The sequence below is a fragment of the Pseudomonas sp. BN606 genome (assembly GCF_029873115.1).
In the GTDB taxonomy this organism is placed as follows: Bacteria; Pseudomonadota; Gammaproteobacteria; order Pseudomonadales; family Pseudomonadaceae; genus Metapseudomonas.
Genome location: NZ_SSOF01000042.1, coordinates 54,970 through 77,830 on the forward strand (window position 1 = coordinate 54,970; position 22,861 = coordinate 77,830).

At 64.3% G+C, this 22,861-nt stretch carries 18 protein-coding genes; 12 read left to right on the forward strand and 6 right to left on the reverse strand.

Annotated features, from left to right (window positions below):
• Positions 1-26: 26 nt before the first annotated feature.
• A complete protein-coding gene (locus tag E8E75_RS05685) occupies positions 27-1,394 on the forward strand; it encodes a DUF1329 domain-containing protein (RefSeq protein WP_120654647.1) in 1,368 nt (455 codons plus the stop codon).
• 150 nt (positions 1,395-1,544) lie between these two features.
• Positions 1,545-4,268, forward strand: coding sequence for a LuxR C-terminal-related transcriptional regulator (locus tag E8E75_RS05690; protein WP_153918524.1), 2,724 nt, complete (start codon positions 1,545-1,547; stop codon positions 4,266-4,268).
• On the opposite strand, the gene E8E75_RS05695 is transcribed toward E8E75_RS05690, so the two are convergent.
• Positions 4,257-5,117 (reverse strand): hypothetical protein, encoded by an 861-nt coding sequence (locus E8E75_RS05695; protein ID WP_153918526.1) that lies wholly within the window; start codon positions 5,115-5,117, stop codon positions 4,257-4,259. The two genes, E8E75_RS05690 and E8E75_RS05695, sit on opposite strands and share 12 nt — an antisense overlap.
• 89 nt (positions 5,118-5,206) lie before the next feature.
• Here E8E75_RS05695 and E8E75_RS05700 point away from each other — a divergent pair, with 89 nt between their 5' ends.
• Both E8E75_RS05700 and E8E75_RS05705 read left to right on the forward strand, forming a co-directional pair.
• Positions 5,207-5,869, forward strand: a complete 663-nt coding sequence (locus E8E75_RS05700; RefSeq protein WP_120654650.1) for a TetR/AcrR family transcriptional regulator — start codon at positions 5,207-5,209, stop codon at positions 5,867-5,869.
• Between the two features lie 89 nt (positions 5,870-5,958).
• On the forward strand, positions 5,959-6,900 hold the full coding sequence (locus E8E75_RS05705) for an alpha/beta hydrolase (protein ID WP_153918528.1): 942 nt from the start codon (positions 5,959-5,961) through the stop codon (positions 6,898-6,900).
• 143 nt (positions 6,901-7,043) lie between these two features.
• Here the strand turns inward: E8E75_RS05705 and E8E75_RS05710 are convergent, their stop codons facing one another.
• Positions 7,044-7,880, reverse strand: a complete 837-nt coding sequence (locus E8E75_RS05710) for a metal-dependent hydrolase (protein ID WP_153918530.1) — start codon at positions 7,878-7,880, stop codon at positions 7,044-7,046.
• A gap of 122 nt (positions 7,881-8,002) precedes the next feature.
• Here E8E75_RS05710 and E8E75_RS05715 point away from each other — a divergent pair, with 122 nt between their 5' ends.
• The 6 genes from E8E75_RS05715 to E8E75_RS05740 all read left to right on the forward strand — a co-directional run bounded on the left by E8E75_RS05715 (position 8,003) and on the right by E8E75_RS05740 (position 16,978).
• The gene (locus E8E75_RS05715; protein ID WP_120654653.1) at positions 8,003-9,022 is read left to right on the forward strand and encodes an AraC family transcriptional regulator; all 1,020 of its coding nucleotides are present in this window, start codon (positions 8,003-8,005) and stop codon (positions 9,020-9,022) included.
• A gap of 50 nt (positions 9,023-9,072) precedes the next feature.
• Positions 9,073-9,714 (forward strand): MBL fold metallo-hydrolase, encoded by a 642-nt coding sequence (locus E8E75_RS05720; protein ID WP_153918532.1) that lies wholly within the window; start codon positions 9,073-9,075, stop codon positions 9,712-9,714.
• Positions 9,715-9,794: 80 nt separating this feature from the next.
• Positions 9,795-10,502: an OmpA family protein gene (locus E8E75_RS05725; protein WP_120654655.1), complete on the forward strand. Its 708-nt coding sequence runs from the start codon at positions 9,795-9,797 to the stop codon at positions 10,500-10,502.
• A gap of 193 nt (positions 10,503-10,695) precedes the next feature.
• Positions 10,696-14,424 carry a response regulator gene (locus E8E75_RS05730; RefSeq protein ID WP_120654656.1) on the forward strand — a complete coding sequence of 1,243 codons (3,729 nt, stop codon included), beginning with the start codon at positions 10,696-10,698 and terminating at the stop codon, positions 14,422-14,424.
• Positions 14,405-16,561 (forward strand): EAL domain-containing protein, encoded by a 2,157-nt coding sequence (locus E8E75_RS05735; protein ID WP_153918534.1) that lies wholly within the window; start codon positions 14,405-14,407, stop codon positions 16,559-16,561. The genes E8E75_RS05730 and E8E75_RS05735 overlap by 20 nt, the downstream gene beginning before the upstream one ends.
• A 102-nt stretch (positions 16,562-16,663) precedes the next feature.
• Positions 16,664-16,978, forward strand: a complete 315-nt coding sequence (locus tag E8E75_RS05740; RefSeq protein ID WP_120654658.1) for an EthD family reductase — start codon at positions 16,664-16,666, stop codon at positions 16,976-16,978.
• Between the two features lie 43 nt (positions 16,979-17,021).
• Here the strand turns inward: E8E75_RS05740 and E8E75_RS05745 are convergent, their stop codons facing one another.
• The 4 genes from E8E75_RS05745 to E8E75_RS05760 form a co-directional block, all read right to left on the reverse strand.
• The gene (locus E8E75_RS05745) at positions 17,022-17,927 is read right to left on the reverse strand and encodes an acyltransferase (protein ID WP_120654659.1); all 906 of its coding nucleotides are present in this window, start codon (positions 17,925-17,927) and stop codon (positions 17,022-17,024) included.
• Between the two features lie 227 nt (positions 17,928-18,154).
• On the reverse strand, positions 18,155-20,188 hold the full coding sequence (gene pta / locus E8E75_RS05750; RefSeq protein ID WP_153918536.1) for a phosphate acetyltransferase: 2,034 nt from the start codon (positions 20,186-20,188) through the stop codon (positions 18,155-18,157).
• A 22-nt stretch (positions 20,189-20,210) separates the two neighbouring features.
• Positions 20,211-21,377 carry an acetate/propionate family kinase gene (locus E8E75_RS05755; protein WP_153918537.1) on the reverse strand — a complete coding sequence of 389 codons (1,167 nt, stop codon included), beginning with the start codon at positions 21,375-21,377 and terminating at the stop codon, positions 20,211-20,213.
• Positions 21,377-21,703, reverse strand: coding sequence for a DUF3565 domain-containing protein (locus E8E75_RS05760; protein WP_153918539.1), 327 nt, complete (start codon positions 21,701-21,703; stop codon positions 21,377-21,379). The genes E8E75_RS05755 and E8E75_RS05760 overlap by 1 nt, the downstream gene beginning before the upstream one ends.
• Between E8E75_RS05760 and E8E75_RS05765 the strand changes: the two genes are divergently transcribed.
• Both E8E75_RS05765 and E8E75_RS05770 read left to right on the forward strand, forming a co-directional pair.
• Entirely contained in the window at positions 21,672-22,157 is a 486-nt protein-coding gene (locus tag E8E75_RS05765; protein ID WP_120654662.1) for a peptidylprolyl isomerase, read from the forward strand. The two genes, E8E75_RS05760 and E8E75_RS05765, sit on opposite strands and share 32 nt — an antisense overlap.
• Before the next feature lie 126 nt (positions 22,158-22,283).
• Positions 22,284-22,766, forward strand: a complete 483-nt coding sequence (locus E8E75_RS05770; RefSeq protein ID WP_120654663.1) for a glutathione peroxidase — start codon at positions 22,284-22,286, stop codon at positions 22,764-22,766.
• The last annotated feature ends 95 nt before the right edge of the window (positions 22,767-22,861 follow it).

Sequence of the window (22,861 nt, forward strand, 5' to 3'; positions counted from 1 at the left end):
CTGGAAATTTGAGGAAGACGATGAAAATGAAAACAACAAAGAGTCTGCTGCAAACCGGCGTGCTGGCGCTGTCCCTGCTGGCCACTGGTGTCATGGCTGCGGTATCCGCCGACGAAGCGGCCAAACTGGGCTCCACCCTGACGCCCATGGGCGCGGAAAAGGCCGGCAACGCCGATGGTTCCATCCCCGAGTGGACCGGCGGCCTGCCGAAGAATGCCGGCAACGTCGATGCCCGCGGTTTCCTGTCGGATCCCTTCGCCAGCGAGCAGCCGCTGTTCACCATCACCGCGCAGAACGTCGACCAGTACAAGGACAAGCTGACTCCCGGCCAGCTGGCGATGTTCAAACGCTACCCCGACACCTACAAGATGCCGGTGTTCAAGACCCACCGTTCGGCCACGGTGCCAGACGGCGTGCTCGAGGCCACCAAGTTCAACGCCACCAATACCAAGCTGGTCGAGGGTGGCAACGGCCTGGAAAACTTCCGCACCGCCAACCCCTTCCCGATTCCGAAGGACGGCCTGGAAGCGATCTGGAACCACATCACCCGCTACCGCGGCGGCAGCGTGCGTCGTCTGGTGACCCAGGCGACCCCGCAGCCGAACGGCTCCTACAGCCTGGTGTACTTCCAGGACGAGTTCACCTTCCGCGACAAGCTGAAGGACTACGACGCGAGCAAGCCGAGCAACGTGCTGTTCTACTTCAAACAGCGGGTAACTGCGCCGTCCCGCCTGGCCGGTAACGTGCTGCTGGTGCACGAGACCCTCAACCAGGTGAAGGAGCCGCGCCTGGCCTGGCTCTACAACGCCGGTCAACGTCGCGTGCGTCGCGCCCCGCAGGTGTCCTATGACGGTCCGGGTACCGCGGCTGACGGCCTGCGTACTTCCGATAACTTCGACATGTACAACGGCGCACCGGACCGTTACGACTGGAAGCTGGAAGGCAAGAAGGAGATTTACATCCCCTACAACAGCTACAAGCTGGATGGCCCGAACCTGAAGTACAGCGACATCATCAAGGCCGGCCATATCAACCAGGACCTGACCCGCTACGAGCTGCACCGCGTGTGGCATGTGGTAGCCACCCTGAAGCCGGGCGAGCGCCACATCTATGCCAAGCGTGACTTCTACATCGACGAAGACACCTGGCAAGCCGCCGCCATCGACCATTACGACGGTCGTGGCACCCTGTGGCGCGTTGCCGAGGCTCATGCCCAGTACTACTACAACCATCAGGTGCCGTGGTACACGCTGGAAAGCCTCTACGACCTGCTGTCCGGCCGTTACCTGGCGCTGGGCATGAAGAACGAGGAGAAACAGTCCTACGACTTCAGCTACACCGCTGGCGAGAGCGATTACACCCCGGCGGCCCTGCGCCAGGCGGGCGTTCGCTGATCGCTGCAACACCCTGTTGCGAAGCCGGCCTCCGGGCCGGCTTTTTCTTGTCTGTACTTCCTTCCCGGCGGGGCTTCTATTGGCTCTCCCGAACGGCTAGGCTCCTTCGAGCTCGCCCCCCGCACGTACAACATTCCTAGAAGCTGGGTGATGACCGTACTGACCAGTTCGCGAACCATTTCGTCGTCCGCTGTCCCCGTGGCAGATGCGCGCTTTTTCCGCCCGCCGCGTCCTGCCGGCCATGTCCCGCGTCCGCGCCTGTGCGAGCGGCTTGCCGCCGGCCTCGACGGTCGTCTGCTGATGCTCAGTGCCCCCGCCGGCTTTGGCAAAAGCTCCCTGGCGATCGAGTTCTGCGAGGACCTGCCTGATGGCTGGCAAAGTCTGTGGCTCAGCCTGAGTCGGCGCGACAGCGATCCGGGGCGCTTTCTCGAACGCTTGCTGGATGGCCTGCGCCAGTTCTATCCGGGCCTGGGCGACGAAGCCATGGGGCACCTGAAGATGCGCCAGCGCCACCAGCCTTTCGCCTTCGAGCAGTGGCTGGATGGCCTGCTCGACGAAGTCGCCGAGCGCCTGGATGCAAACCAGCCGCTGCTGTTGGTGCTGGACGACTATCACCTTGCGCAGAACGCAGTGCTCGATCGCTGCCTGCAGTTCCTCCTCAACCACTTGCCCGATGGCTGGGTACTGCTGGTCACCAGTCGCCAGCGCCCGGACTGGCACCTGGCGCGGCTGCGCCTGTCGCGTCACCTGTTGGAGCTCAATGAACAGGACCTTCGCCTGACTGAGGACGAGTGCCTGGCTCTGCTCAGCAGCCAGGGCACCAAACTCGATAGCGACGACCTTGAAGGCCTGCTGCAACGCAGTGAAGGCTGGGTCGCCGGCCTTCGCTTGTGGCTCCTGGCCGGCCAGGAAGCACCGGCTGGTACTGGTGTCGAGCAGGTCGCCCATGGCGATGAGAGCCTGATTCGCGAATACCTGCTGGAGGAAGTCATCGAGCGACAGCCGCCCGAAGTCCAGGCCTTCCTCTTCGAGACCGCCCGCTTCGAGCGTTTCTGCGCCGAGCTCTGCGATGCCGTGCGCGAGAGCCACGACAGCGCCGCGATCCTACGCCACCTGCAGGCGCACCAGGTGTTCCTGGTGCCGCTGGACGAGCAGGGCCAATGGTTCCGTTATCACCACCTGTTCTCCGATCTGTTGCGTGCCCGTGGCACCACGAGCCTGACGCCTTCCGGAATGCACCTGCGCGCCTGCCGCTGGTTCAGCGCACGTGGGCTGCTGGATGAGGCGGTGGAACAGGCCCTGCGTGCTGGCCAGCCCGATGTGGCGGCCTCGCTGGTGCAGAACCTGTCCGAGGAGCAACTGCTGGCCAACCAGAACATCGCCATGCTGCTGCGCTGGAAGATGGACTTGCCCGACAGCCTGCTGTCCAGCACGCCGCGCCTGATCGTGCTCTACAGCCTGGCCCTGGGCCTGGCTTGCCAGCTGGATGCAGCGGAAGAACTGGCCAGCAACCTGGCGCGCTTCCTGCCCGCACCGGACGCCGCTCAACAGCGCAGCCTGCTGGTGCAATGGCAGGCCATCAACGGGCTGATCGCCCGTGGCCGTGGCGATATCGAGCGTGCGGAAGCTTCCTGTACCGAGGCCCTGACTGCGTTGTCGCCGGAGAACTACGGCCAGCGCCACCTCTGCCTGTCGCTGCTGGGGAATATTGCCCTGGTGCGCGGCGACCTCTGGCGCGCTCGTGGCCTCAACCGCGAAGCGCTGGAAATGGCCCAGCGCGGCGCCAATCCGTTGTTCGAGTCGCTGGTCCATTACGACCGTGCCCGCGTCCTGCAGGTGCGTGGCGAAACGCTGCGGGCTCAGGCCGAAGTGCAGAAAGGCCTGGAGCGCCTGCGCGGCGTGGAAGTTCCCAGGGCCTGTGTGGCAAGGGCGCGATTGATGCTTTATCAGGGCTTCCTGCTGTGTATGCGCATGCAGCATCAGGCAGCACGGGTCAGCCTGCAGGCGGGCATTGCCGAAGCCCGTGCGTGCCGCGATATCAGCCTGTTGATCGGGCACTGCGCCCTGGCCGCCCTGGAAGGGCGTGAAGGGCGCTTCGCCGCCGCGTTTGCGCAACTGGCCGAGGCCGAGCGGCTGATGCACATCTGGGACGTACCGCCGGTTTACTACCTGGCGATGATCACCCTGTCCAAATGCGAGCTCTGGCTGGCACAGGGGCAGCTCGAACTGGCGGAAGCCTGGCTGCCACGACTGGAAGAAACCTACGCGGGCGAAGGGGCTGCAGCGGCGCCGGAGTTCCACCCGCTGCTGCCGTTGTGCATCGAGCAGCAATCGGCCGCGTTGTCCCGTGCGCAAGGTAAGGCGGTCGAAGCGGAGGCTCGGCTCAGGGCGTTGCTGGAGAAGGCCGAAAGCCAGGGAATCATGCATGTGGCCCTGGGAGCACGGCTGCAACTGGTAAGTCTGCTGCGCACCAGTCGCGAGCGCGAAGCCTCGGCGTTGCTCGACCGTGCCCTGGAATGCCTGCAATGCGGTTCCCTGCTGCCATATCGGGAGCTGCTGGAGCAGCATCCACAGTGGCTCCGCGAGCAACTGGCGACACGCTCTCCGGATTCGGTGCGCGAATTGCTCGACCTGCTGCCGGGCGCCGAGGTTGCGCTACCAGCGGACGTCGGGGCCGCCGAGGCATTGAGTTCGCGGGAGCTGGCGGTGCTGCAGCTGATCGCCCAGGGCTGCTCCAACCAGGAAATCAGCGAGCGCCTGTTCATCTCATTACATACGGTGAAAAGCCACGCCCGCCATATCAACAGCAAACTCGGCGTGGAGCGCCGCACCCAGGCCGTGGCCCGGGCCAAGGCGCTAGGTCTACTTCGCTGAGGTGGCCTGCGGTACCGAGAGGTCCAATGCCGGCTTGGCCGGTTTCGTCGGAGTGGGTTTGGCCAACTGGGCGTCCACGTCCTGCTGGATGCTGACCAGTACCGGTAGCAGGTCGGCCATGTTCGCGCGCACCTCGTCGTATTGATGTTTCTCCGCCAGTTCGGCCACCCGCGCCAGCAGTTGCCCACGCACATCCGCCGGCAGATGCACGAAAAGCTCCGGCAGTTGCTTGGCCAGTTCGGCGCTGTAGAGCACCAGGTCTTCGCGATTGAACTGGCGGGTCAGACCCAGGTAGTCCAGTGCGCTGGAGGTCAGCATGGCGGCGGCAGCCTTGGTCTCCTGCAGGCCCTGCAGGCGAATCTGGCTGGTCTGTTCCTTTTCGGAAAGCGTCATCCAGAACTCCACCGTGAGGGTGAAGAGGATGGCCTGCTGGCGCAGTGAATAGGTCATCAGGCCCAGCGCCTCGGCACCGTAGGGTTGCTGCGCGGCCTTGAAGTCGAAGTACAGGCGCATCAGCTCCTTGAGCTGGAAGAGCACTTCGCGCGCCTCGTTCTGTCGCAGCTCCAATGGCGCATAGATGTTCAGCTGTGGCTTGAAGTTCTGCTCACTGACCATGCGCGTGTAGATGGGGCCGGTGAACTCGCCGCTGCGTCGCGGCAGGGCGTTGACCTGGGTGGTATCGATCTTCTGCAGGGCCAGGATCAGTTGGTGATAGTCGGCGCTTGACCAGGGGCGCTGGATGTCCGGGATCTTCTGCCCCAGGTAGAACAGCTCGGCGGCCGGTGCGCGCAGGGCGAACACCAGCAAAAGGATGGCCAGCGGCAAGAGCAGGGGGCGTGTTAGCGTCATCGATCAGGACAATCCTGCGGGGAAGGGCCGGCCAAGAGTAACGAGGCCGCGATGCGCCGTCACCCGCGCCTTGGTTGGGAAACAGGCTGATGGAAACGAGCGAGCAGGGTGCCGTGCGTGCGGTGTTCGAGGACCTGGGTGGTTTCAACGCCGTGCGCCAGCAGGGCGAAGGCGAAGGGCCGCTGGTGGGCCATATTCTGCGCGCCAATATCCAGTTGGCGGCCATCCCGGTATTCGCCCGCAAGGGTATCGCCGAGACCACGGTTAACGACTTGCTGGAGGCGGCCCGGGTGTCCCGCCGCACTTTCTACAAGTACTTCGCGAACAAGATGGATGTGCTGGAAAGCATCTATCGCACGGCCGTGGTCCTGCTGCTGGCGCGCTTTCGCGAGATGCAGGACGACGCCGGCAGCGCCGACGCCTGGCTGCGCGGGATGGTGGCGCGTTTCTTCGATTACCACCTGGCCGTCGGCCCCATCATTCGTCTGATGCAGGAAGAAGCCCTGCGTGCCGATTCCCCCCTTGCGAGCCACCGCCAGCGGGCCCACGAGGAGATGGGCCGCCTGCTCGCCGAACGCCTGCATGGCGAAGGTGATGCGCGCGACCCGCTGACCTATCGCGCGCTGATCTGGGCGATGGAGGCGGCATCCCTGGAGCTGCTGGGTAGTGCCGCCTCCGCCAGCGGGATCGAGCGGGCCAAGACGGTGCTGGGGGATCTGCTGATCGCTGCACTGCGCCCACGCGCCCTCTAACACGACGGACACATCCTAGGTTGGGCGCGGTCTTCCGGGCTGCGTGCTGTGATAGGCCCTCGACAACAACAATCACGAGGTGCCCCCGCATGTCCGCATCCAGCTTGCCGCTGTCGCCGCCGCTCGCCGCCGGTTTCGCCCGTCTGGGTTTCGGCTCCCTGCCGCTCGACCGCCTCAAGGCGCGCTATGCCAGCGCCGATAGCGGTTCGCGTTTCATCGAGCTGGATGGTTTCAACGTCCATTACCGCGACGAAGGTAGCCGCGACAAGCCGGCCCTGGTGATGATCCATGGCGTGGTGGCTTCCCTGCATACCTGGGATGGCTGGGTCGAAGCCTTCGCCCCGTACTACCGCATCATTCGCTTCGACGTGCCGGGCTTTGGCCTCACCGGTCCCAAGCGCGGCGGTGACTACTCGGCCGAACGCATGGTCGGCATCCTCGGCCTGCTGATGGATTACCTGGGCGTGACCAGGGCATCCATCGCCGGCAACTCTCTGGGCGGCTACATCGCCTGGAACTTCGCCCTGACTCAGCCGCAGCGGGTCGACAAGCTGGTGCTGATCGACCCGGCCGGCTACCAGATGCGCAAGGTACCGTGGATGATCGCCTCCGCTGCGCTCCCCGGCGCCACCCTGGCCATGCCGCTGTGGATGCCCAGGGCACTGATCGCTCAGGGCATCAAGGAAGTCTACGGCGAACCGGGCCGGATCAGGCCGGGTGTGGTGGATCGTTACTACGACCTGAGCCGCCGCCCTGGTAACCGTCGGGCGATGATGGAGATCTTCCGCGTACTGCTGAAGGTCAACCAGGAGGAACTGGAAGGCACCGGCCAGCGCGTGGCGCAGATCACGGCGCCGACGCTGCTGCTTTGGGGCGAGAAGGACCGTTGGATTTCACCGAAGCATGTGCCGCTTTGGCAGCGCGACCTGCCCGGTATCGAGGTGAAGACCTACCCTGGCGTCGGGCATATCCCGATGGAAGAGATTCCGCAGCAGAGCGCGGCGGATGCGATGAGGTTCTTGTTGGGCTGACCGGTCGAACCTGGCTGTAGGGTGCGCCGCGCGCATCGAGTTTCCCGTGCGGACTTCCTGGTGCGCACGGCGCACCCTACCCAATCACCCCGAGCTCAAAAGAAAACGGCCCCGAAGGGCCGTTTTTCTCATCCGGTCAATGCTCAGGCAGCACTCGCTTGAGGCTCATCGAACTCTTCGCGGGTCTTGTACAGCAGGTCCAGGTTGTCGTGCTGCCACGGATGGAAGCCTTTCTTGAAGAAGTCCAGGTAGGTACGCACCAACGGGCGGAAGATACCGTTGCGCCCCCACATCCAGCTCAGGCCGTCGCGCCAGACGCGCCAGTTCCACAAGAGCCCGTCGCGCTTGAGCATGTGGGCCAGGCCGCGGGTGGTGTCGAGGACGAAGAAGAAGGTGCCCATCATCATCGCCCGGCGCAGCAGGCGATGACTGCCGCAGACCTGGTTGTACACGTCGAAGGCCACTGCCTTGTGCTCGGTTTCCTCCAGCGCATGCCAGCGCCACAGACGCGCCATAACCGGGTGGGCGCCAGTCATGTACTCGGGGTTCTTCAACAGACCATCGGCCATGATCGCGGTGATGTGTTCCAGGGCGGCAGTGGCGGCCAGTTGGCGGCGTGCAGAGAACTTCTTTTGCGTGTAGCGGATGCGTGCCTGGGCGCGGCGCTCGATGGCGCCGATGTCGTAGCCGAGGTCGCGCAGGCGATTGCTGTACTCCAGGTGCTCGCGGCTGTGGTGGCCTTCCTGGCCGATGAAGCCGCGGATCTGCTCCTTCAGGGTCGGGTCGTCGATCTGGTCGCGGAACAGGCGGACCGAGTCGATGAAGAAGCGCTCGCCGTCAGGGAAAAGCACCGACATCGCGTCGAACAGGTGGCTCTTGAAGGCATCGCCACTGTGCCAGTGGCGGGGCAGCGGATTGGGAAATTCGAAATCCATGTGGCGCGGGCGGATTACCAATCCTTCGGGTGTGGTGCTGGCCATGGGGGCTCCTTGAGTCTGTATGGACCATGGTCCCAATATCCGCTTGCCGGGTTTTGTAGGACAAGGTTATCTTCTGCCAACCTTCGGGTCATATCCGGCCACATCCAGAACAAGACGCCAATATGAAGCAATCCCTGACCTTCTCCGCCGAACTGGTGCCCGTCGCTTACGCCGAATCCTTGCTGGGTCTGGCTGAAGAGCTGGGCGTGGCGCGCGAGGCGCTGCTTGCCGGTGCGAGGGTCCGGCCGGAGATCCTCGGCACCCCCAATGGCCGCCTGTCGTTCCTCGATTTCAACCAGCTCGCCGGCACCGCCCTGCAATTGTGCCGGGAACCAGCCCTGGGCCTGCTGCTTGGCAGGCGCCTCAATGTCTCCACCCATGGAATCCTTGGCTATGCGGTGCTCTCCAGCGCCAACCTTGGTCGCGCCCTGCAGTTTGCCCTGAAGTACTACCGCGTCCTGGGACTGGCCTATGAACTGGAGCTGGTGGAGCAGGGCGATTGCCTGCAACTGCGGGCGACCGAATCTTTCCCGATGGGCCCCCTGGGGCGATTCGCCGGGGAAGGGCTGCTGGCCAGCTTCTTCAGCATCGCGCGCTTTCTGTTGGGTGAAGAGCTGCACGGGCAGCAAGTGGGTTTCGCCCACCCGGCGCCGGCCTATGCGGCGCGCTATGTGGAGGTCTTCGGTGTCGAAGCGCAGTTCGAGCAGTCCTGCCATTGGCTGAGCCTGCCCAAGCACTACCTGGAGCGGCCCATGGCCCTGGCAAACCCCGCCACGGTGCAGATGTGCCAGCAGCAGTGCGAGGCGTTGCTGGCCACCCTGGATGTGCAGGACGCGTTACTGACCCGTGTGCGCCGCCTGCTCATGGCTCGTCCCGGCGATTTCCCCGACCTCGACGGTGCCGCCCGCGCCCTGCATACCAGCGGGCGCAGCCTGCGCCGACACCTGGCGGCCATGGGCACCAGTTATCAACAGGTACTGGACGAAGTGCGCAAGGGGCTGGCGCTGCAGTACCTCAGCAGCACCCAGCTGCCGCTGTTCGAGATCGCCGGCCTGCTGGGCTTCAACGATCCCTCCAACTTCCGCCGCGCCTTCCGCAAATGGACGGGCAGGCTGCCGAGCGATTATCGTGCCGGGCCGTGATGCCCATTCCCCGAGCGCCGCAGAGCGCACCGCCGTACCGGAGATGCCCGATGACCCAAGCCACAGCCCTGATTCGCGAAACCTTCCCCGTCGGCCCGTTGCAGTGCAACTGCACCTTGATCGGCGATCCGGTCAGCAAGAAGGCCATCGTCGTCGATCCGGGTGGCAACCACGAGCTGATCCTGGCACGCCTGGAGGCCCACGGCCTGAAGCTCGTCAGCATCATCCATACGCATGCCCACCTCGATCATTTCCTCGCTTCGGGCGAACTGAAGAAAGCCACCGGTGCAACCCTGCATCTGCACAAGGAAGACCAGTTCCTCTGGGACAGCCTGGAAATGCAATGCCGCATGTTCGGTGTGCCCTACAAGCCAGTGCCGGCACCCGACCAGTGGCTGGCCGATGATGAGGAGCTGGCCTGCGGTTGCGGCGTTGCCCTCCACACTCCGGGGCACACGCCAGGCTCCATGAGCTTCTGGTTCCCCGAGGCCAAGCTGCTGATCGCAGGTGACACCCTGTTCCGCCGGGGCATCGGCCGTACCGATCTGTGGGGCGGCGACTACGGCACCATCGAACGCTCGATCAAGCAGCGCCTCTACAGCCTGGACGAGGATGCCACTGTGGTGACCGGTCACGGCCCGGACACGCGCCTGGGCGATGAGATGCGGGAAAATCCGTTCGTGCGAGCCTGATCTACGGAATTTTTACGCGCATTGATGTCTAATCGCCCGCAGCCACACCGGCTAAACGATTTCTCAGGAGTAAAAAGTCCATGTTCACCCCGCGTCGCCTGATCATCGCCGCCACCGCTTTCGCCATGCTGTCGGGCTGTGCTGCTCAGAATCCCTACAATCAACAGGGTGAAGTCCAGGCTCCCGCCGAAGGCGGCATGAGCAAAACCGCCAAGTACGGTGCCCTGGGCGCGCTGGCGGGTGCCGTAGCCGGTGCCGCGATCAATCATGACAACCGTGGCAAGGGTGCGCTGATTGGCGCCGCCGTGGCTGGCGCTGCCAGCGCAGGCTACGGCTACTACGTCGACAAGCAGGAAGCCGAGCTGCGCCGCAGCATGGAAGGCACTGGTGTGCAGGTACAGCGCCAGGGCGACAACATCAACCTGATCATGCCCGGCAACATCACGTTCGCCACCAACTCGGCAGATATCGCCAGCAACTTCTACACCCCGCTGAACAACCTGGCGACGTCGTTCAAGCAGTACGACCAGAACAACATTGAAGTGGTCGGCCACACCGACAGCACCGGTAGCCACCAATACAACATGAACCTGTCGCAGCAGCGCGCCCAGAGCGTGGCCAACTACCTGATGGCCCAGGGCGTCAACGGCACTCGCGTTTCCTCCCGTGGCATGGGCCCGGACGTGCCGGTCGCCAGCAACGCCAACGAGGCGGGCCGTTCGCAGAACCGCCGTGTGGAAATCAAGCTGACGCCCATCCCCGGCGCCCAGGCTCCGCAGCAGTACTGATACTGCTCCACCACCACGAGGCCCGCTGTTGCGGGCCTCGTCGTTTCTGCCGCTCGTCGTGCGATTACTGGCGCAACGCCAGTTGTCACTTTCCTGTCTAGACTGCGTTGCAGGGTTCCACCGAACCCTGTTTGAACCGTCGGCCAACGCCCCCAGAGGCGCCGCCACGGACAAGGAGTAGTCAGGAGCGTGCATGGACGACAACCAATCCCCCTTCTCCCGCAAGTACCTGTTGCCGCTGCTGGTGACACTGACCCTGCTGCTCGTGCTCGGCGGTCTGGTTATCTGGCAATGGCTGGCTCTCGAAGCACGTAATCGCGACGAGTACGAGCAGCGCTTCAAGATAGAGGCGGAGGAAATTGCCCAGCGTGTCGGCATCCGGATGCGCGCTTATGAGATGGTCCTGCGTGGCATGTCCGGCCTGATGGTTGGTAGCACCGCCGTGTCTGCCGAGGAGTGGGCTCGGGCCACCGACCAGTTGCAGTTGCAGGACCGCTATCCGGGTATCCAGGCGCTGGCCTGGGCGCGTTACCTGAAACACGAGGAACTCAGCGAATTCGTCGGCGAGATCTGGGACCAGGGGCGTCGCGAGTTCCGCGTATTCCCGTCGGAGCCGAGGGACGAGTACCTGGTGGTGCAATACAGCAGCCCCATGGACTGGCGCAACCGACGTACCCTGGGCTTCGACATGCTCACCGAGGCGGTGCGCCGGGAGGCTATCAATCTCGCCTGGGAGACCGGCGAGGCCATCCTCACCGGACCGGTGAAGCTCAGGCAGGAAACCGATCAGCAAGTGCAGGGAGGACTGCTGCTCTACATGCCGGTGTACCGCCCTGATGCGCCCAGCAGCACCGTCGAGGAGCGCCGTGCGGCACTGATTGGCATGGTCTGCGGTGCCTTCCGCGTGAGCGACCTGATGGACGGCATCCTGGGGACCCAGAGCAGCCTCTACAAAATTGACCTGAAGGACCTCGGTAACCCAGGTCTGCCCCTGTTGGAGACGGTTGGTGGCGAACGCCAGCCACGTTTCCACCAGGTCCAGGAACTGAAACTGTTCGGCCGTACATGGGCTTTGGGCGTAGGCAGCACGGCCAAGTACGAGGCCATGCTGGGCAACAACCGCATCGCTTTCAGCCTCTGGACAGGCCTGGCGGCCGCGGTGCTGCTCTCGCTATTGGTAGGGGGCTACCTCTACCAGCGTGAGCGCCAATTGCAGCTCAGCCTGTCTTCCTCCATCGAACTTGCCGAGCGTGAGGAACGCTTCCGCCTGCTGCTGCAGCACCTGCCAGTGGCCACGCTTATCTGCGACGTCCAAGGGCGTATAGAAATGGCCAATGCCAGTGCTGGCGACTTGTTGGCTTGTGATACCGAATTCCTGCTGGGCCAGCGCCTGCAGCGATACCTGCCGAACATGGCTGCACTGGTGTCGAGTGAGGCTGACCAGGCGCCCACCCAGCTGACCGAGGTTGAAGTGCAACAGGAGGGGGGAGAGCGAATTCCGGTGGCGCTGACCCTGAGCAGCCTTAACCTTGGCGTGAATCATCGCTACCTGATCAACCTGGTGGATCTGCAGGCGCGCAAGAGCGCTGAGGAACGCTTCCGCCTGGTGGTCGAAGCCTCGCCCAACGCCATCGTCCTGGTGGATACCCAGGGGCGGATCGCCATGGTCAATCGGCAGGCCGAGCAGCTCTTCGGCTACAGCCGCCAGGAAATGCTCGATGCACCGGTGGAGAAACTGCTGCCCGAGGCGCTGCGCGAGTCCCATGTGGCGATGCGCGAAGGCTTCCTGCGCAAGCCCGAGCAACGGCGAATGGGCAGCAACCGCGAGCTGTTCGGCCAGCATCGCGACGGCACCATGATCCCCCTGGAGGTGGGACTTTCGCCGATCCGTGCAGGCCGCGAAGTCCTGGTGCAGGCGGTGATCATCGACATCACCGAGCGCAGGGCGGCGGAACAGCGGCTGCGTGACCAGGCCGAGCAACTGATGCTGGCCAACCGGTACAAATCGGAATTCCTCGCCAACATGTCGCACGAGCTGCGTACGCCGCTGAACAGCATCCTGATCCTCAGCGACCAGCTACGGCAGAACATGGTCGGTAACCTGACCGAGAAGCAGACCCGGCACGCCGACATCGTCCACCGCGCCGGCAGCGACTTGCTGCAACTGATCAACGATGTCCTCGACCTGGCCAAGGTCGAGGCGGGGCGCATGCAGCTCAAGCTGGAGCCGCTGAACGTCCAGGACATGCTTGCCGAGCTGGATGGCAGCCTGCGGCCTATGGCCGAGATCAAGGGCCTGCGCCTGTCCACGCACATCCAGGCGGGCGTGCCGAGGGTTATCCACAGCGACCGCGTGCGCCTGCACCAGATTCTGCGCAACCTGTTATCCAATGCCCTCAAGTTCACCGAGCAGGGTGAGGTGGAACTGTCCGTGGAGCTGGACCCGTCGGCCGCAACCGATGAACGCGAAGTGCTGCGTTTTGCCGTGCGCGACACTGGTATCGGCATTCCCGAAGACCAGCACGATCGTATCTTCCAGGCTTTCCAGCAGATAGATGGTTCCACCAGCCGGCGCTTCGGCGGTACCGGGCTGGGGCTGGCCATCACGCGTCAACTGGTGCTCGCCCTGGATGGCGACATCACGCTGGAAAGTGTGCCGGGGCGGGGCTCGCGCTTTATCGTCCGACTGCCGGTGGCGGTGGCCGCCAGCCAGCCGAAGGACGACGAGACACCGCCGCAACCGGTGCGCAGCGGCCAAGGCCCGTCCGTGCTGATTGTCGAGGACGACGTCAATTTCGCCTCGGTGATGGCCGAGGAAGCCCAGGCCCACGGATTCTCCAGCGTTCACTGCCGCAGTGGAAAACAGGCCATCGCGCTGCTGCAGAGCGAGCGATTCGCCGCGGTCATCCTCGACATCCTCTTGCCGGACATCAGCGGCTGGCAGATCTACCGACGCCTACGCAGCCATGCGAACCACCGTGCCACGCCGGTGAACATCATCTCCTGCGTGCCACAGCCCCAGGACTGGAACGAGGACGATACCCGCTACCTGGTCAAGCCCATCGCCCGGGAAGACCTGGAGCAGGTGTTCCATGACCTGGAGGGCGGCACTCCGCCGGATGCGCGCAAGCTGCTGCTGGTGGAGGACGTGGATGTAGAGCGTGAGCACTACCGCGAACACCTGGAACAACTGGGCTTCAATGTGGTGGCCAGCGCCAGTGGCGAAGGGGCCCGGAAGGCCTACGCACAGAACGATTTCTCCGCCCTGGTGATCGACCTCGACCTGCCCGACCAGGATGGCTTCGAACTGCTCGACAGCCTCGACCGGGAACGTCCCCTGGACGGCTCGCGCGTGGTCATCAACACCGGTGTTGACGTCAATCAGCAGAACCTTCAGCGCTTGCGCCGCTATTCGGCAGTCGTGGTGCGCAAGGCGGGCGAGGACCTCGACAACCTCAGCTCGGCCGTGCAGGGCTTCCTTGCAGCCGTGCGTCAGCCGAACGCCCTCTCGGACATGGACCCTCTGGAAGGTAGCCGGGTGCTCCTGGTGGATGACGATGTGCGGAACATCTACGCCCTCAGCGCCTTGCTGGACGAGGCCGGCCTGAAGGTGACCGCCGCCCGCGACGGTCTGGAGGCCATCGAATGCTTCCAGCGTGAACCCTTCGACCTGATCCTGATGGACATGGCCATGCCCAATATGGACGGTTACACGGCCACCCGCGTGCTCAAGCAGGAGCACGGTTGCGCTATTCCGATCATCGCCCTGACCGCCCACGCAATGAAGGGCGACCGTGAGAAGTGCATCACCGCCGGTGCCGACGACTACCTGGCCAAGCCGGTCAGTCGCCAGGAAGTGCTGGACATGCTCTACCGCTGGCTGGAACAACCAGGAGGTCGCCATGGCGCACCTGCAGCTTAAAGAGGGCCTGGCGGCCAACATCCTGCTGGTGGTGGACGACCGCCAGGAAAACCTCGCCGCCATGGAGGCGTTGCTGGACGACGGTGAATGGCAGGTCCGTACGGTGGATTCAGGCGAGGCCGCGCTCAAGTGTCTGCTGGAAGAGGAAGTCGGCCTGGTACTGCTGGACGTGCAGATGCCGCGCATGGACGGTTTCGAAGTGGCTCGGTTGATGCGTAACAGTCCGTTGACCCGCTTCACGCCGATCATCTTCATCTCCGCCATCGCCCATACCCAGGACGCAGTGCTCCGTGGCTACTCCTCCGGTGCGGTGGACTTCATTCTCAAGCCGTTCGACCCCCAGGTGCTGCGTCACAAGATCCAGTCGCTGCTGGCCCACGAGCGCAATCGGCGCGACCTGCTGCAGCTCAGCCAGCAACTCGACACCGCGCGCGCCTTCAACGCCTCGGTGCTGGAGAATGCCGCCGAGGGCATCCTGGTAGTGGGCGAAGACGGCCTGATCAGTTTCGCCAACCCGGCCATGGCGCAGATGCTCCAGGGCAGCGTGGACGATCTGGAGGGCCGGCCACTGCTGAGCCTGATTGCCCATCCCGAAATGGCGAGCGAATGGAAACTGTCGGATTTCTACCGCCACTGGAGGCAGAACCAGACCTACCGCCTGCATGACGCCAGTCTCAAGACAATGGGGGGCGAGCGTCTGCCGGTGGCACTGTCGTCCTCGCCGCTGCCACGGCTGCAGCGCTCCATGGTGGTCATTGCCCTGGATATGTCAGTGGTGCGTCAGTTGCACGCCCAACTGGAGTCCCAGGCAATCACCGATGCCCTGACCGGACTGCTCAACCGCCGAGGCTTCCACCAGGCGCTGGAGGCTTCCCTGGCGCGCATCGAACGTAACGGCAAGCGCATGGCGGTGCTCTACCTGGACCTGGACGGTTTCAAGCTGATCAACGACTCCCTGGGCCATGAGGCCGGCGACCGCGTGCTGCGACGGGTAGCGGAACAGTTGAAGAACTGCCTGCGCCCCTACGACATCCTGGCGCGCATGGGGGGCGACGAATTCACTGCACTTCTGGATACCCTCGACCACCCCGAAGACGCTGCAAGGGTTGCCGAGAAACTCATCGAACTGGTCTCGGTGCGCCACCGCATCGAGGGCATCGATGTCACCCTCGGCGCCAGCGTCGGCATCGCCTGCTTCCCCGAGTGCGGACAGAGTGTGGACGGCCTGTTGCGCGCGGCGGACATCGCCATGTACGAGGCCAAGCGCGCCGGTCGTCAGCAGTACCGCTTCTACTCGCCGGAAATGAATGGCCGCGCCCGCTCCCGTCTGATGCTGGAGGAAAGCCTGCGCAATGCCATCGAGCAGAACGACTTCCATCTGGTGTACCAGCCGCAGGTCAACCTGGAGACCGGTCGCCTGCGTGGCTTCGAGGCGTTGTTGCGCTGGGAACATCGAGTGGCCGGCACCGTGGCGCCCAATGTATTCATCCCGCTGCTGGAGGAAACCCGCCTTATCAACCGCCTGGGCGACTGGGTACTGCGGGAGGGGGCCAGCCAGTGCAGCGCCTGGCAGCCGACCTTTGGCAGCGACCTGGTGGTGAGCCTGAATGTCAGTCCGGTGCAGTTCGGCATGCCGCAACTGGTGGATGACCTGCGGCGGGTGCTCGGGGAATTCCGCTTGCGCCCCGAGCAGTTGGAAGTGGAGGTCACGGAAAGCGCGTTGATGCAGGACCTGGAGCTGACCCGCGAACAGCTCAGGCAGCTGCGTGCCCTGGGGGTGCGTATCGCCATCGACGACTTCGGCACGGGCTATTCGTCCCTGGCCTACCTGCGGCATTTCGAGCTGGATACCCTGAAGATCGATCGCCTGTTCATTTCCAACATGCTGGAGTCGCGTCGCGACGCCGCGGTGGTCAGCACCATCATCGACCTCAGCCGCCACCTGGGACTGGAAGTGATCGCCGAGGGGGTGGAGACCCTGGCGCAGCGCGACTGGCTGCTGGAACACGGCTGCACTTTCATGCAGGGCTTCCTGGTGGCGCCCGGGCTGCCGGTGGCCAAGGCTGAGGCCTTCCCGAAAGTGGTGGACTGGGTCGCGTTGCGCGAGGGATCAGATAGCCTGACGGCCTCTCCCTGAAACCGGGGCAGGCCATCACGCATACCGGAAGTCGCGGGCCTACACTTCATGAGTCGGGGCATCGGGGTTCGCGCCCGCTGCCTATTGAGAAAAGGAGGCTCCATGTACTGCTTTGTTGTGGCGTATCCCAATGCACCGGGCGCCAAGTTCGACTTCACCTACTACTGTGAGGAACACATCCCGCTCCTGTCCCGCCTGATCGGCGAAAACCTGGTGAAGCTCGAAGTGCGCAAGGGCTTGGCTGCAGCGGATGGCGCCGTGGCGCCGTTTATCTGCATGGCCAATATCTGGGTACTGTCGGTGGATGAATTGCGCAGCACTCTGGAACTGAACGGCGACGAGATAAGCGCCGATATCGCCAACTACACCAACCTGGCGCCGTTGCTCCAGGTAGATGAGGTGCTACAGACGGCCTAGAGCAAGAAAAAGCCCGCCAATCGGCGGGCTTTTCGTATCCGGCTCAGGCTGCCGGGAATTGCTGGTGCAGCCGCACCAGTTGGGCATCCTTGGCCTCCCACAGGCGGTTCACCCATTGCTGGAAGGCCAGGCGGTATTGCTCGTCCTGGTCGTAGTTCTTGCCGATGAACTCGCCAGGAATCTCCAGTTTCTCGATGCGTACCACTACCTGGCGCAAGCGGCCGGCCAGCAAGGTCCAGAAATTCGGGTTGCCATCCGGGTAGTGAATGGTGACGTTGACCAGCGAATGCAACTGCTCACCCATGGCGTCGAGCACGAAGGCGATGCCGCCTGCCTTGGGCTTGAGCAGGTATTGGAAAGGCGAACCCTGTTCGTCGTGTTTGGCACGGGTGAAGCGGGTGCCTTCGAGGAAGTTGAAAATGCCCACCGGGTTGTCACGGAACTTGTCGCAGGTGCGGCGGGTGGTTTCCAGGTCCTTGCCCTTTTTCTCCGGGTGCTTGGCCAGGTAAGCCTTGGAGTAGCGCTTCATGAAGGGGAAATCCAGCGCCCACCAGCACAGGCCGATCACCGGGACCCAGATCAACTCCTGCTTGAGGAAGAAACGCAGCAGACGGATGCGCCGGTTGAACAAGTGTTGCAGGACCAGGATGTCCACCCAGCTCTGGTGATTGCTGGTGACCAGGTAGCTGTGCTGGTAATCGAGCCCGGCCAGTCCGTCGACGTCCCAGCGGGTGTCGCGCACCAGGCGCATCCACAACTTGTTGCAGCTGATCCAGCCCTCGGCGATGAAGCTAGCGGCCCAGTTCAGCACGCCCTTGGTGGCGCGGAAGGGCAGCAGCAGCTTCAGCAGCGTCACAGCGAACAGTGGCATGCACCAGAACAGGGTGTTGAGCGCCAGCAGGACAGCTGCCAGGGCGCCGAGCAGGGGGGCGGGGATAAAGCTGAGCATGAAAGGGTGGAGCCTCACCGTGGGTGGTCGTAGCCACCGCGTCATGGATAGGGCCCGCTGCATTCCCTGACTGCGGGCAGAATGGTGGCCAAGGTTAACGGTTGTTCACTCAACTGCAAGCGGGAAGGGTGACCGGGCGGTCGGGAGCGAGGCTAATTCGTCGGCTCTGTTGTAGGGGCGAATGAATTCGCCCCTACAGAGGAAATTCCCGGCAAGGTGTGGTTCTGTCAGCCCTCGCTACCGCACGCGGCCTGGATCGCCGTCAGTGCGATGGTGTGGATGATGTCGTCCACCACGACATTGCGCGGCAGGTCGTTCACCGGCTTGCGCAGGCCCTGGAGCATCAGGCCGCCACTGGCTGCGTGATTGCCCTGTTGCACGGCCTTGTAGGCCGCATCACCGCTGGCGAGGTCGGGGAAGACGAACACCGTGGTGCGTCCGTCCCTGGCGGCGGCATAGGGCAGGGGGCCTTCGATGGGCAGGTCCGGGCGGGCGGCTCGGGCCAGGCGCGTAGCCTCGCCGACCTTGGCCAGCTCAGCTGCGTCTGCCGAATCGCAGATCAGCGCCACGCGTGGGGTTATCCCCAGCGCCTCGGCGGAATCCGCACTCTGCAGGGCGATTTCCGCCAGGTCGCTGGCGTCGGGATCGGGGTTCACCGCGCAGTCTCCGTAGACCACCACCTGTTCCGGCAGCAGCATCAGGTAGACGGAAGAGGCGATGCGGTAGCCGGGCGCCGATTTGATCAGCTGCAGCGCCGGGCGAATGGTGTTCGCCGTGGGGTGGATGGCACCGGACACCAGGCCGTCCACTTCGTCCAGGGCCAGCATCATGGTGCCGAGCACAACGCTGTCTTCCAGCTGCGCGGTTGCCATGGGCGCATTGAGGCTCTTGTTCTGGCGCAGCTCCACCATGGGCTGCACATAGCGTTCGCGGACCTTGTCCGGATCGAGGATTTCCAGGCCCTCTGGCAGGTCGATGCCCTGCGCCCGGGCCACGGCATGAACATCGTCCGGCTTGGCCAGCAGCACACAATGGGCGATGCCTCGAGCCTGGCAGGCGGCGGCAGCCTGCACGGTGCGCGGCTCGCTGCCTTCAGGCAGGACGATGCGCTTGCCGGCGAGCTGGGCCTGCTGGATCAGGCGGTGGCGGAACGCCGGGGGAGACAGACGCGGGGTCGCGCTGGGAGCGCCGCAGCGGGCGCGCAGCCAGTCGAGGTCGAGGTTGCGGGCGACGAACTCGGTGACTTTCTCCGCGCGCTCGCGGTCGTCCACCGGGATTTCCTTGTTCATCCGGTTGAGGTTGGTGGCCGTGTCATAGGTGCCGGTTGCCACGCCCAGCACCGGCAGGCCGCCTTGCAGGGCACCTCGGCACAGTTCCAGGGTGCGTGGGTCGGGCTGGATATCGCTGGAGAGCAGCAGGCCGGCAAGCGGCACGCCGTTCATGGACGCCAGGCTGGCGGCGAGGATGATGTCGTCGCGATCGCCAGGCGTCACCACTAGCACGCCCGGTTTGAGCTGTTGCACGGTGTTGGGCACGGTGCGTGCGCAGACGACTATCTTCTGCACGCGGCGCTGGTCGTAGTCGCCGGCATTGATCACCTGGGCCTGCAGCAGGTCGGCGACGTCGCGGGTTCGCGGTGCGTTCAGTTCGTCCAGCCAGGGCACGCTGCCCAGCAGGCGGAAGTCGTCGCCGCGGAGCAGAGGTGACTGCTCCTTGAGGCGGCGGGCGAATTCGTCGTCGCGCACCTTGTTGAGGATCACCCCTAGGACCTTCGGGTCACGCGGTCCGCCGAATTGCTGGGCCTGGATCTCCAGGCGATCGGACAATTCCGAGAGACTCTCGTCTTCCGGCGCCGATACCAGGATCACGTCGGCGTCCAGGCTCTTGGCCAGGTGGAAGTTGATGCGCGCGGCGTAGCTGGCGTGTCGGGTCGGCACCATGCCTTCGACAATCACGACGTCCTTGTCCTCGGCGGCCTTATGGAACAGGCCGGTGATGTCTTCCAGCAACTCGTCCAACTGGCCGTCGGCGAGCATCCGCTCCACCTGGGACTGCGCCAGTGGCGTCGGTGGTTTGAGACCATGGGTGCGGGCCACCAGCTCGGTGGAGCGCTCCGGGCCGAGGTCGCCGGGGTGGGGCTGGGCCACCGGCTTGAGGAAGCCGACCTGCAGGCCAGCCAGCTCCAGGGCACGTACCAATCCCAGGCTGGTGGAGGTCAGACCGACGCCGAATCCGGTCGGGGCGATGAAAAAGCAGTGCATGGGGCTCCTTGGCGAAAACGGTTCAGGCGAGCAGGCCTAGGGTATCGAGGGCGATCTGGCGTTCTTCGTTGGTCGGCACCACCAGCACGCGTGGATGGCCACGCTGGTGGATGGGGCCGGCGATGCCGCGCACGCAGCGCGCGTTGGCTTCGCGGTCGATGGCCAGGTTGAGCAGCTTCAGGTGATCCACCGTGCGGCTGCGCACAAGGGGTGAATTCTCGCCGATCTCGCCGGTGAAGATCAGCCCGTCCAGCTGTGGCAGAGCGCAGCTTACGGCCGCCAGGGTCTTGGCCAGGCGATAGCAGAAGACTTCGATGGCCAGGGTGGCGCCGGCGTGGCCCTGGTCGCGGGCTGTTTCCAGGCTGCGCATGTCCTTGGCCAGATTGGAGAGGCCGAGCAGACCGCTTTCCTGACGCAGTACCTGGTCGATCTTCTCCAGGCTCCAACCAAGGCTGCGGTGCAACTGGGTATAGAGATGCGGGTCGATATCGCCGCAGCGGTTGGCCATGACCAGGTTCATGCTGGCGTCGCGGCTCTGGCCGTTGACGATGGCGCAGGCGGAGCTGTGCTCGCCGACGTGCGCGGAAAGCCAACAGCTGTCTCCGAGCGATAGTCCGGCCAGCTCGGCGGCACGGCGACTGACGAAACGGTGGCTGTTGCCGTGGAAGGCATAGTGGCGCAGACCGTGGTCGCGGTAGACGGCATCCGGCAGGGCGAGGCGGTAGACGTGCTCGGGCATGCTCTGGTGGAAGGCCGTATCGAACACGGCCACATGGGGCAGGTTCGGCAGCAGGTGCATGGCGGCGTCGATGCCGACCAGGCTGGCCGGCATCTGCTGCGGCGCCAGCGGGACCAGGGCCTGCAGGCAGCGGATCACCTGGGCATCCACGCGGCAGGCGGAGTTGAACAGCTCGCCACCGTGCAACACGTGGTGGCCGACGCCATGCAGCTTGCCGCCGGCCGCACCCAGGACAATGGGCATCAGCTGCGACAGCGCGGCGCGGTGGTCGGCGTTGGGGATCATCAGACTGTCTTTGTCACCGCCGCGCTGCCAGCGCAGTTCGGCGTTACGGCTGCCAAGCCCGTCGGCCATGCCGTGGAGGATGAACTGACTGTGGGCCTCGTTGACCAGGGCGAAGCGCAGGGATGTCCTGCGGGCATGGATCACCAGGATGTTGCGTGCAGGCATCAGGTTTCCTCGGTGGGGACAGGGGCCATGCCCTGGGCGCACCAGCCGCAGGGGAAGAGGCGGCCCAACTGGTCGGCGCGTTGCGCGGGATCGAGCACCCAGGCGCGCGACTGCCAGGGTGGCTGGTGCCGCAAGTGCTGAGTATGGCCGCAGGAAAGCACTGCCACCCAGTGACCGTCCTCGTCTTGCCTGTAGCCGACCAGCTGGGGCCGCCCGTCAGCGTTCGGGTCGCAATCGACTTGCCGCGCGGTTAAACTTGCTCGTTCATCATTCATTCGCAGAAGGTCTCGCACCATGCTGATCGCCGCCAACAAGGCCGTGTCCATCGACTATACCCTTACCAACGACGCCGGTGAGGTGATCGACAGTTCCGCTGGCGGCGCTCCGCTGGTGTACCTGCACGGCGCCGGCAACATCATCGCTGGCCTGGAACGTGCACTCGAAGGCAAGCAGATTGGTGACGAGCTGAATGTTGCCGTCGAGCCCGAAGATGCCTACGGCGAGTACAGCGCCGAGCTGGTCGCTACCCTGGACCGCGCCATGTTCGAAGGCGTCGACCAGCTGGAAGTCGGCATGCAGTTCCACGCCTCCGGCCCGGACGGCAGCATGCAGATCGTCACCATCCGCGACATCGACGGTGACGACGTAACCGTGGACGGCAACCACCCGCTGGCCGGCCAGCGCCTGAACTTCAAGGTCAAGGTAGTCACCGTGCGTGACGCCAGCGACGAAGAGATCGCCCACGGTCACATCCACGGCGAAGGCGGTCACCACCACTGACCGATCGTCCGCGACTGTCGACCCGGCAATTCGCGAATCGGCTGCTAAGCTGAAAAAACCGAAAAGGCGCCCCGGGGCGCCTTTTTTGTCCGCTGTGAAATCCCTGAGATTTTCGAGGAGTCAGTCATGAGTGCCTTTCACGACCTCAATCTGCGTGCGCTCGACGGTCAGGATCTGCCGTTGGCGCCGTACAAGGGCCAGGTGGTGTTGGTGGTGAATGTCGCCTCCAAGTGCGGCCTGACGCCCCAATACGCCGGGCTGGAAAAGCTCTACCAGCAATACCGTGACAAGGGTTTCACCGTGCTGGGCCTGCCGTGCAACCAGTTTGCCGGGCAGGAGCCGGGCAGCGAGGACGAGATCCGCGAGTTCTGCAGCCTGAACTACGGTGTGACCTTCCCCCTGGGCAGCAAGATCGAGGTAAACGGATCGGCCCGTCACCCGCTGTATCGCCTGCTGGCGGGCGAGGGCGCCGAATTCCCCGGCGAGATCACCTGGAACTTCGAGAAGTTCCTTGTCGGCAAGGACGGCCGCGTGCTGGCGCGCTTCTCTCCGCGCACCGCGCCGGACGATCCCGCGCTGATCCAGGCTGTCGAAAAGGCCCTGGCCTGATGCACCTCCTGCACTCATGAACGCTTGACCGTAGGAGCCAGCTTGCTGGCTCCTACGTTTCCTCCCCCGGCAGTAACTTCCCCGGCTTTTAGTGC

Coding starts and splice junctions, on each gene's coding strand:
- E8E75_RS05710 (WP_153918530.1), bottom strand. CDS start 7,880: ATGGCCAGCACCACACCCGAAGGATTGGTAATCCGCCCGCGCCACATG.
- E8E75_RS05735 (WP_153918534.1), top strand. CDS start 14,405: ATGGCGCACCTGCAGCTTAAAGAGGGCCTGGCGGCCAACATCCTGCTG.
- E8E75_RS05700 (WP_120654650.1), top strand. CDS start 5,207: ATGGAAACGAGCGAGCAGGGTGCCGTGCGTGCGGTGTTCGAGGACCTG.
- E8E75_RS05720 (WP_153918532.1), top strand. CDS start 9,073: ATGACCCAAGCCACAGCCCTGATTCGCGAAACCTTCCCCGTCGGCCCG.
- E8E75_RS05715 (WP_120654653.1), top strand. CDS start 8,003: ATGAAGCAATCCCTGACCTTCTCCGCCGAACTGGTGCCCGTCGCTTAC.
- E8E75_RS05705 (WP_153918528.1), top strand. CDS start 5,959: ATGTCCGCATCCAGCTTGCCGCTGTCGCCGCCGCTCGCCGCCGGTTTC.
- E8E75_RS05740 (WP_120654658.1), top strand. CDS start 16,664: ATGTACTGCTTTGTTGTGGCGTATCCCAATGCACCGGGCGCCAAGTTC.
- E8E75_RS05760 (WP_153918539.1), bottom strand. CDS start 21,703: ATGGACACGGCCTTGTTGGCGGCGATCAGCATGGTGCGAGACCTTCTG.
- pta (WP_153918536.1), bottom strand. CDS start 20,188: ATGCACTGCTTTTTCATCGCCCCGACCGGATTCGGCGTCGGTCTGACC.
- E8E75_RS05685 (WP_120654647.1), top strand. CDS start 27: ATGAAAACAACAAAGAGTCTGCTGCAAACCGGCGTGCTGGCGCTGTCC.
- E8E75_RS05690 (WP_153918524.1), top strand. CDS start 1,545: ATGACCGTACTGACCAGTTCGCGAACCATTTCGTCGTCCGCTGTCCCC.
- E8E75_RS05725 (WP_120654655.1), top strand. CDS start 9,795: ATGTTCACCCCGCGTCGCCTGATCATCGCCGCCACCGCTTTCGCCATG.
- E8E75_RS05730 (WP_120654656.1), top strand. CDS start 10,696: ATGGACGACAACCAATCCCCCTTCTCCCGCAAGTACCTGTTGCCGCTG.
- E8E75_RS05695 (WP_153918526.1), bottom strand. CDS start 5,117: ATGACGCTAACACGCCCCCTGCTCTTGCCGCTGGCCATCCTTTTGCTG.
- E8E75_RS05755 (WP_153918537.1), bottom strand. CDS start 21,377: ATGCCTGCACGCAACATCCTGGTGATCCATGCCCGCAGGACATCCCTG.
- E8E75_RS05745 (WP_120654659.1), bottom strand. CDS start 17,927: ATGCTCAGCTTTATCCCCGCCCCCCTGCTCGGCGCCCTGGCAGCTGTC.
- E8E75_RS05770 (WP_120654663.1), top strand. CDS start 22,284: ATGAGTGCCTTTCACGACCTCAATCTGCGTGCGCTCGACGGTCAGGAT.
- E8E75_RS05765 (WP_120654662.1), top strand. CDS start 21,672: ATGCTGATCGCCGCCAACAAGGCCGTGTCCATCGACTATACCCTTACC.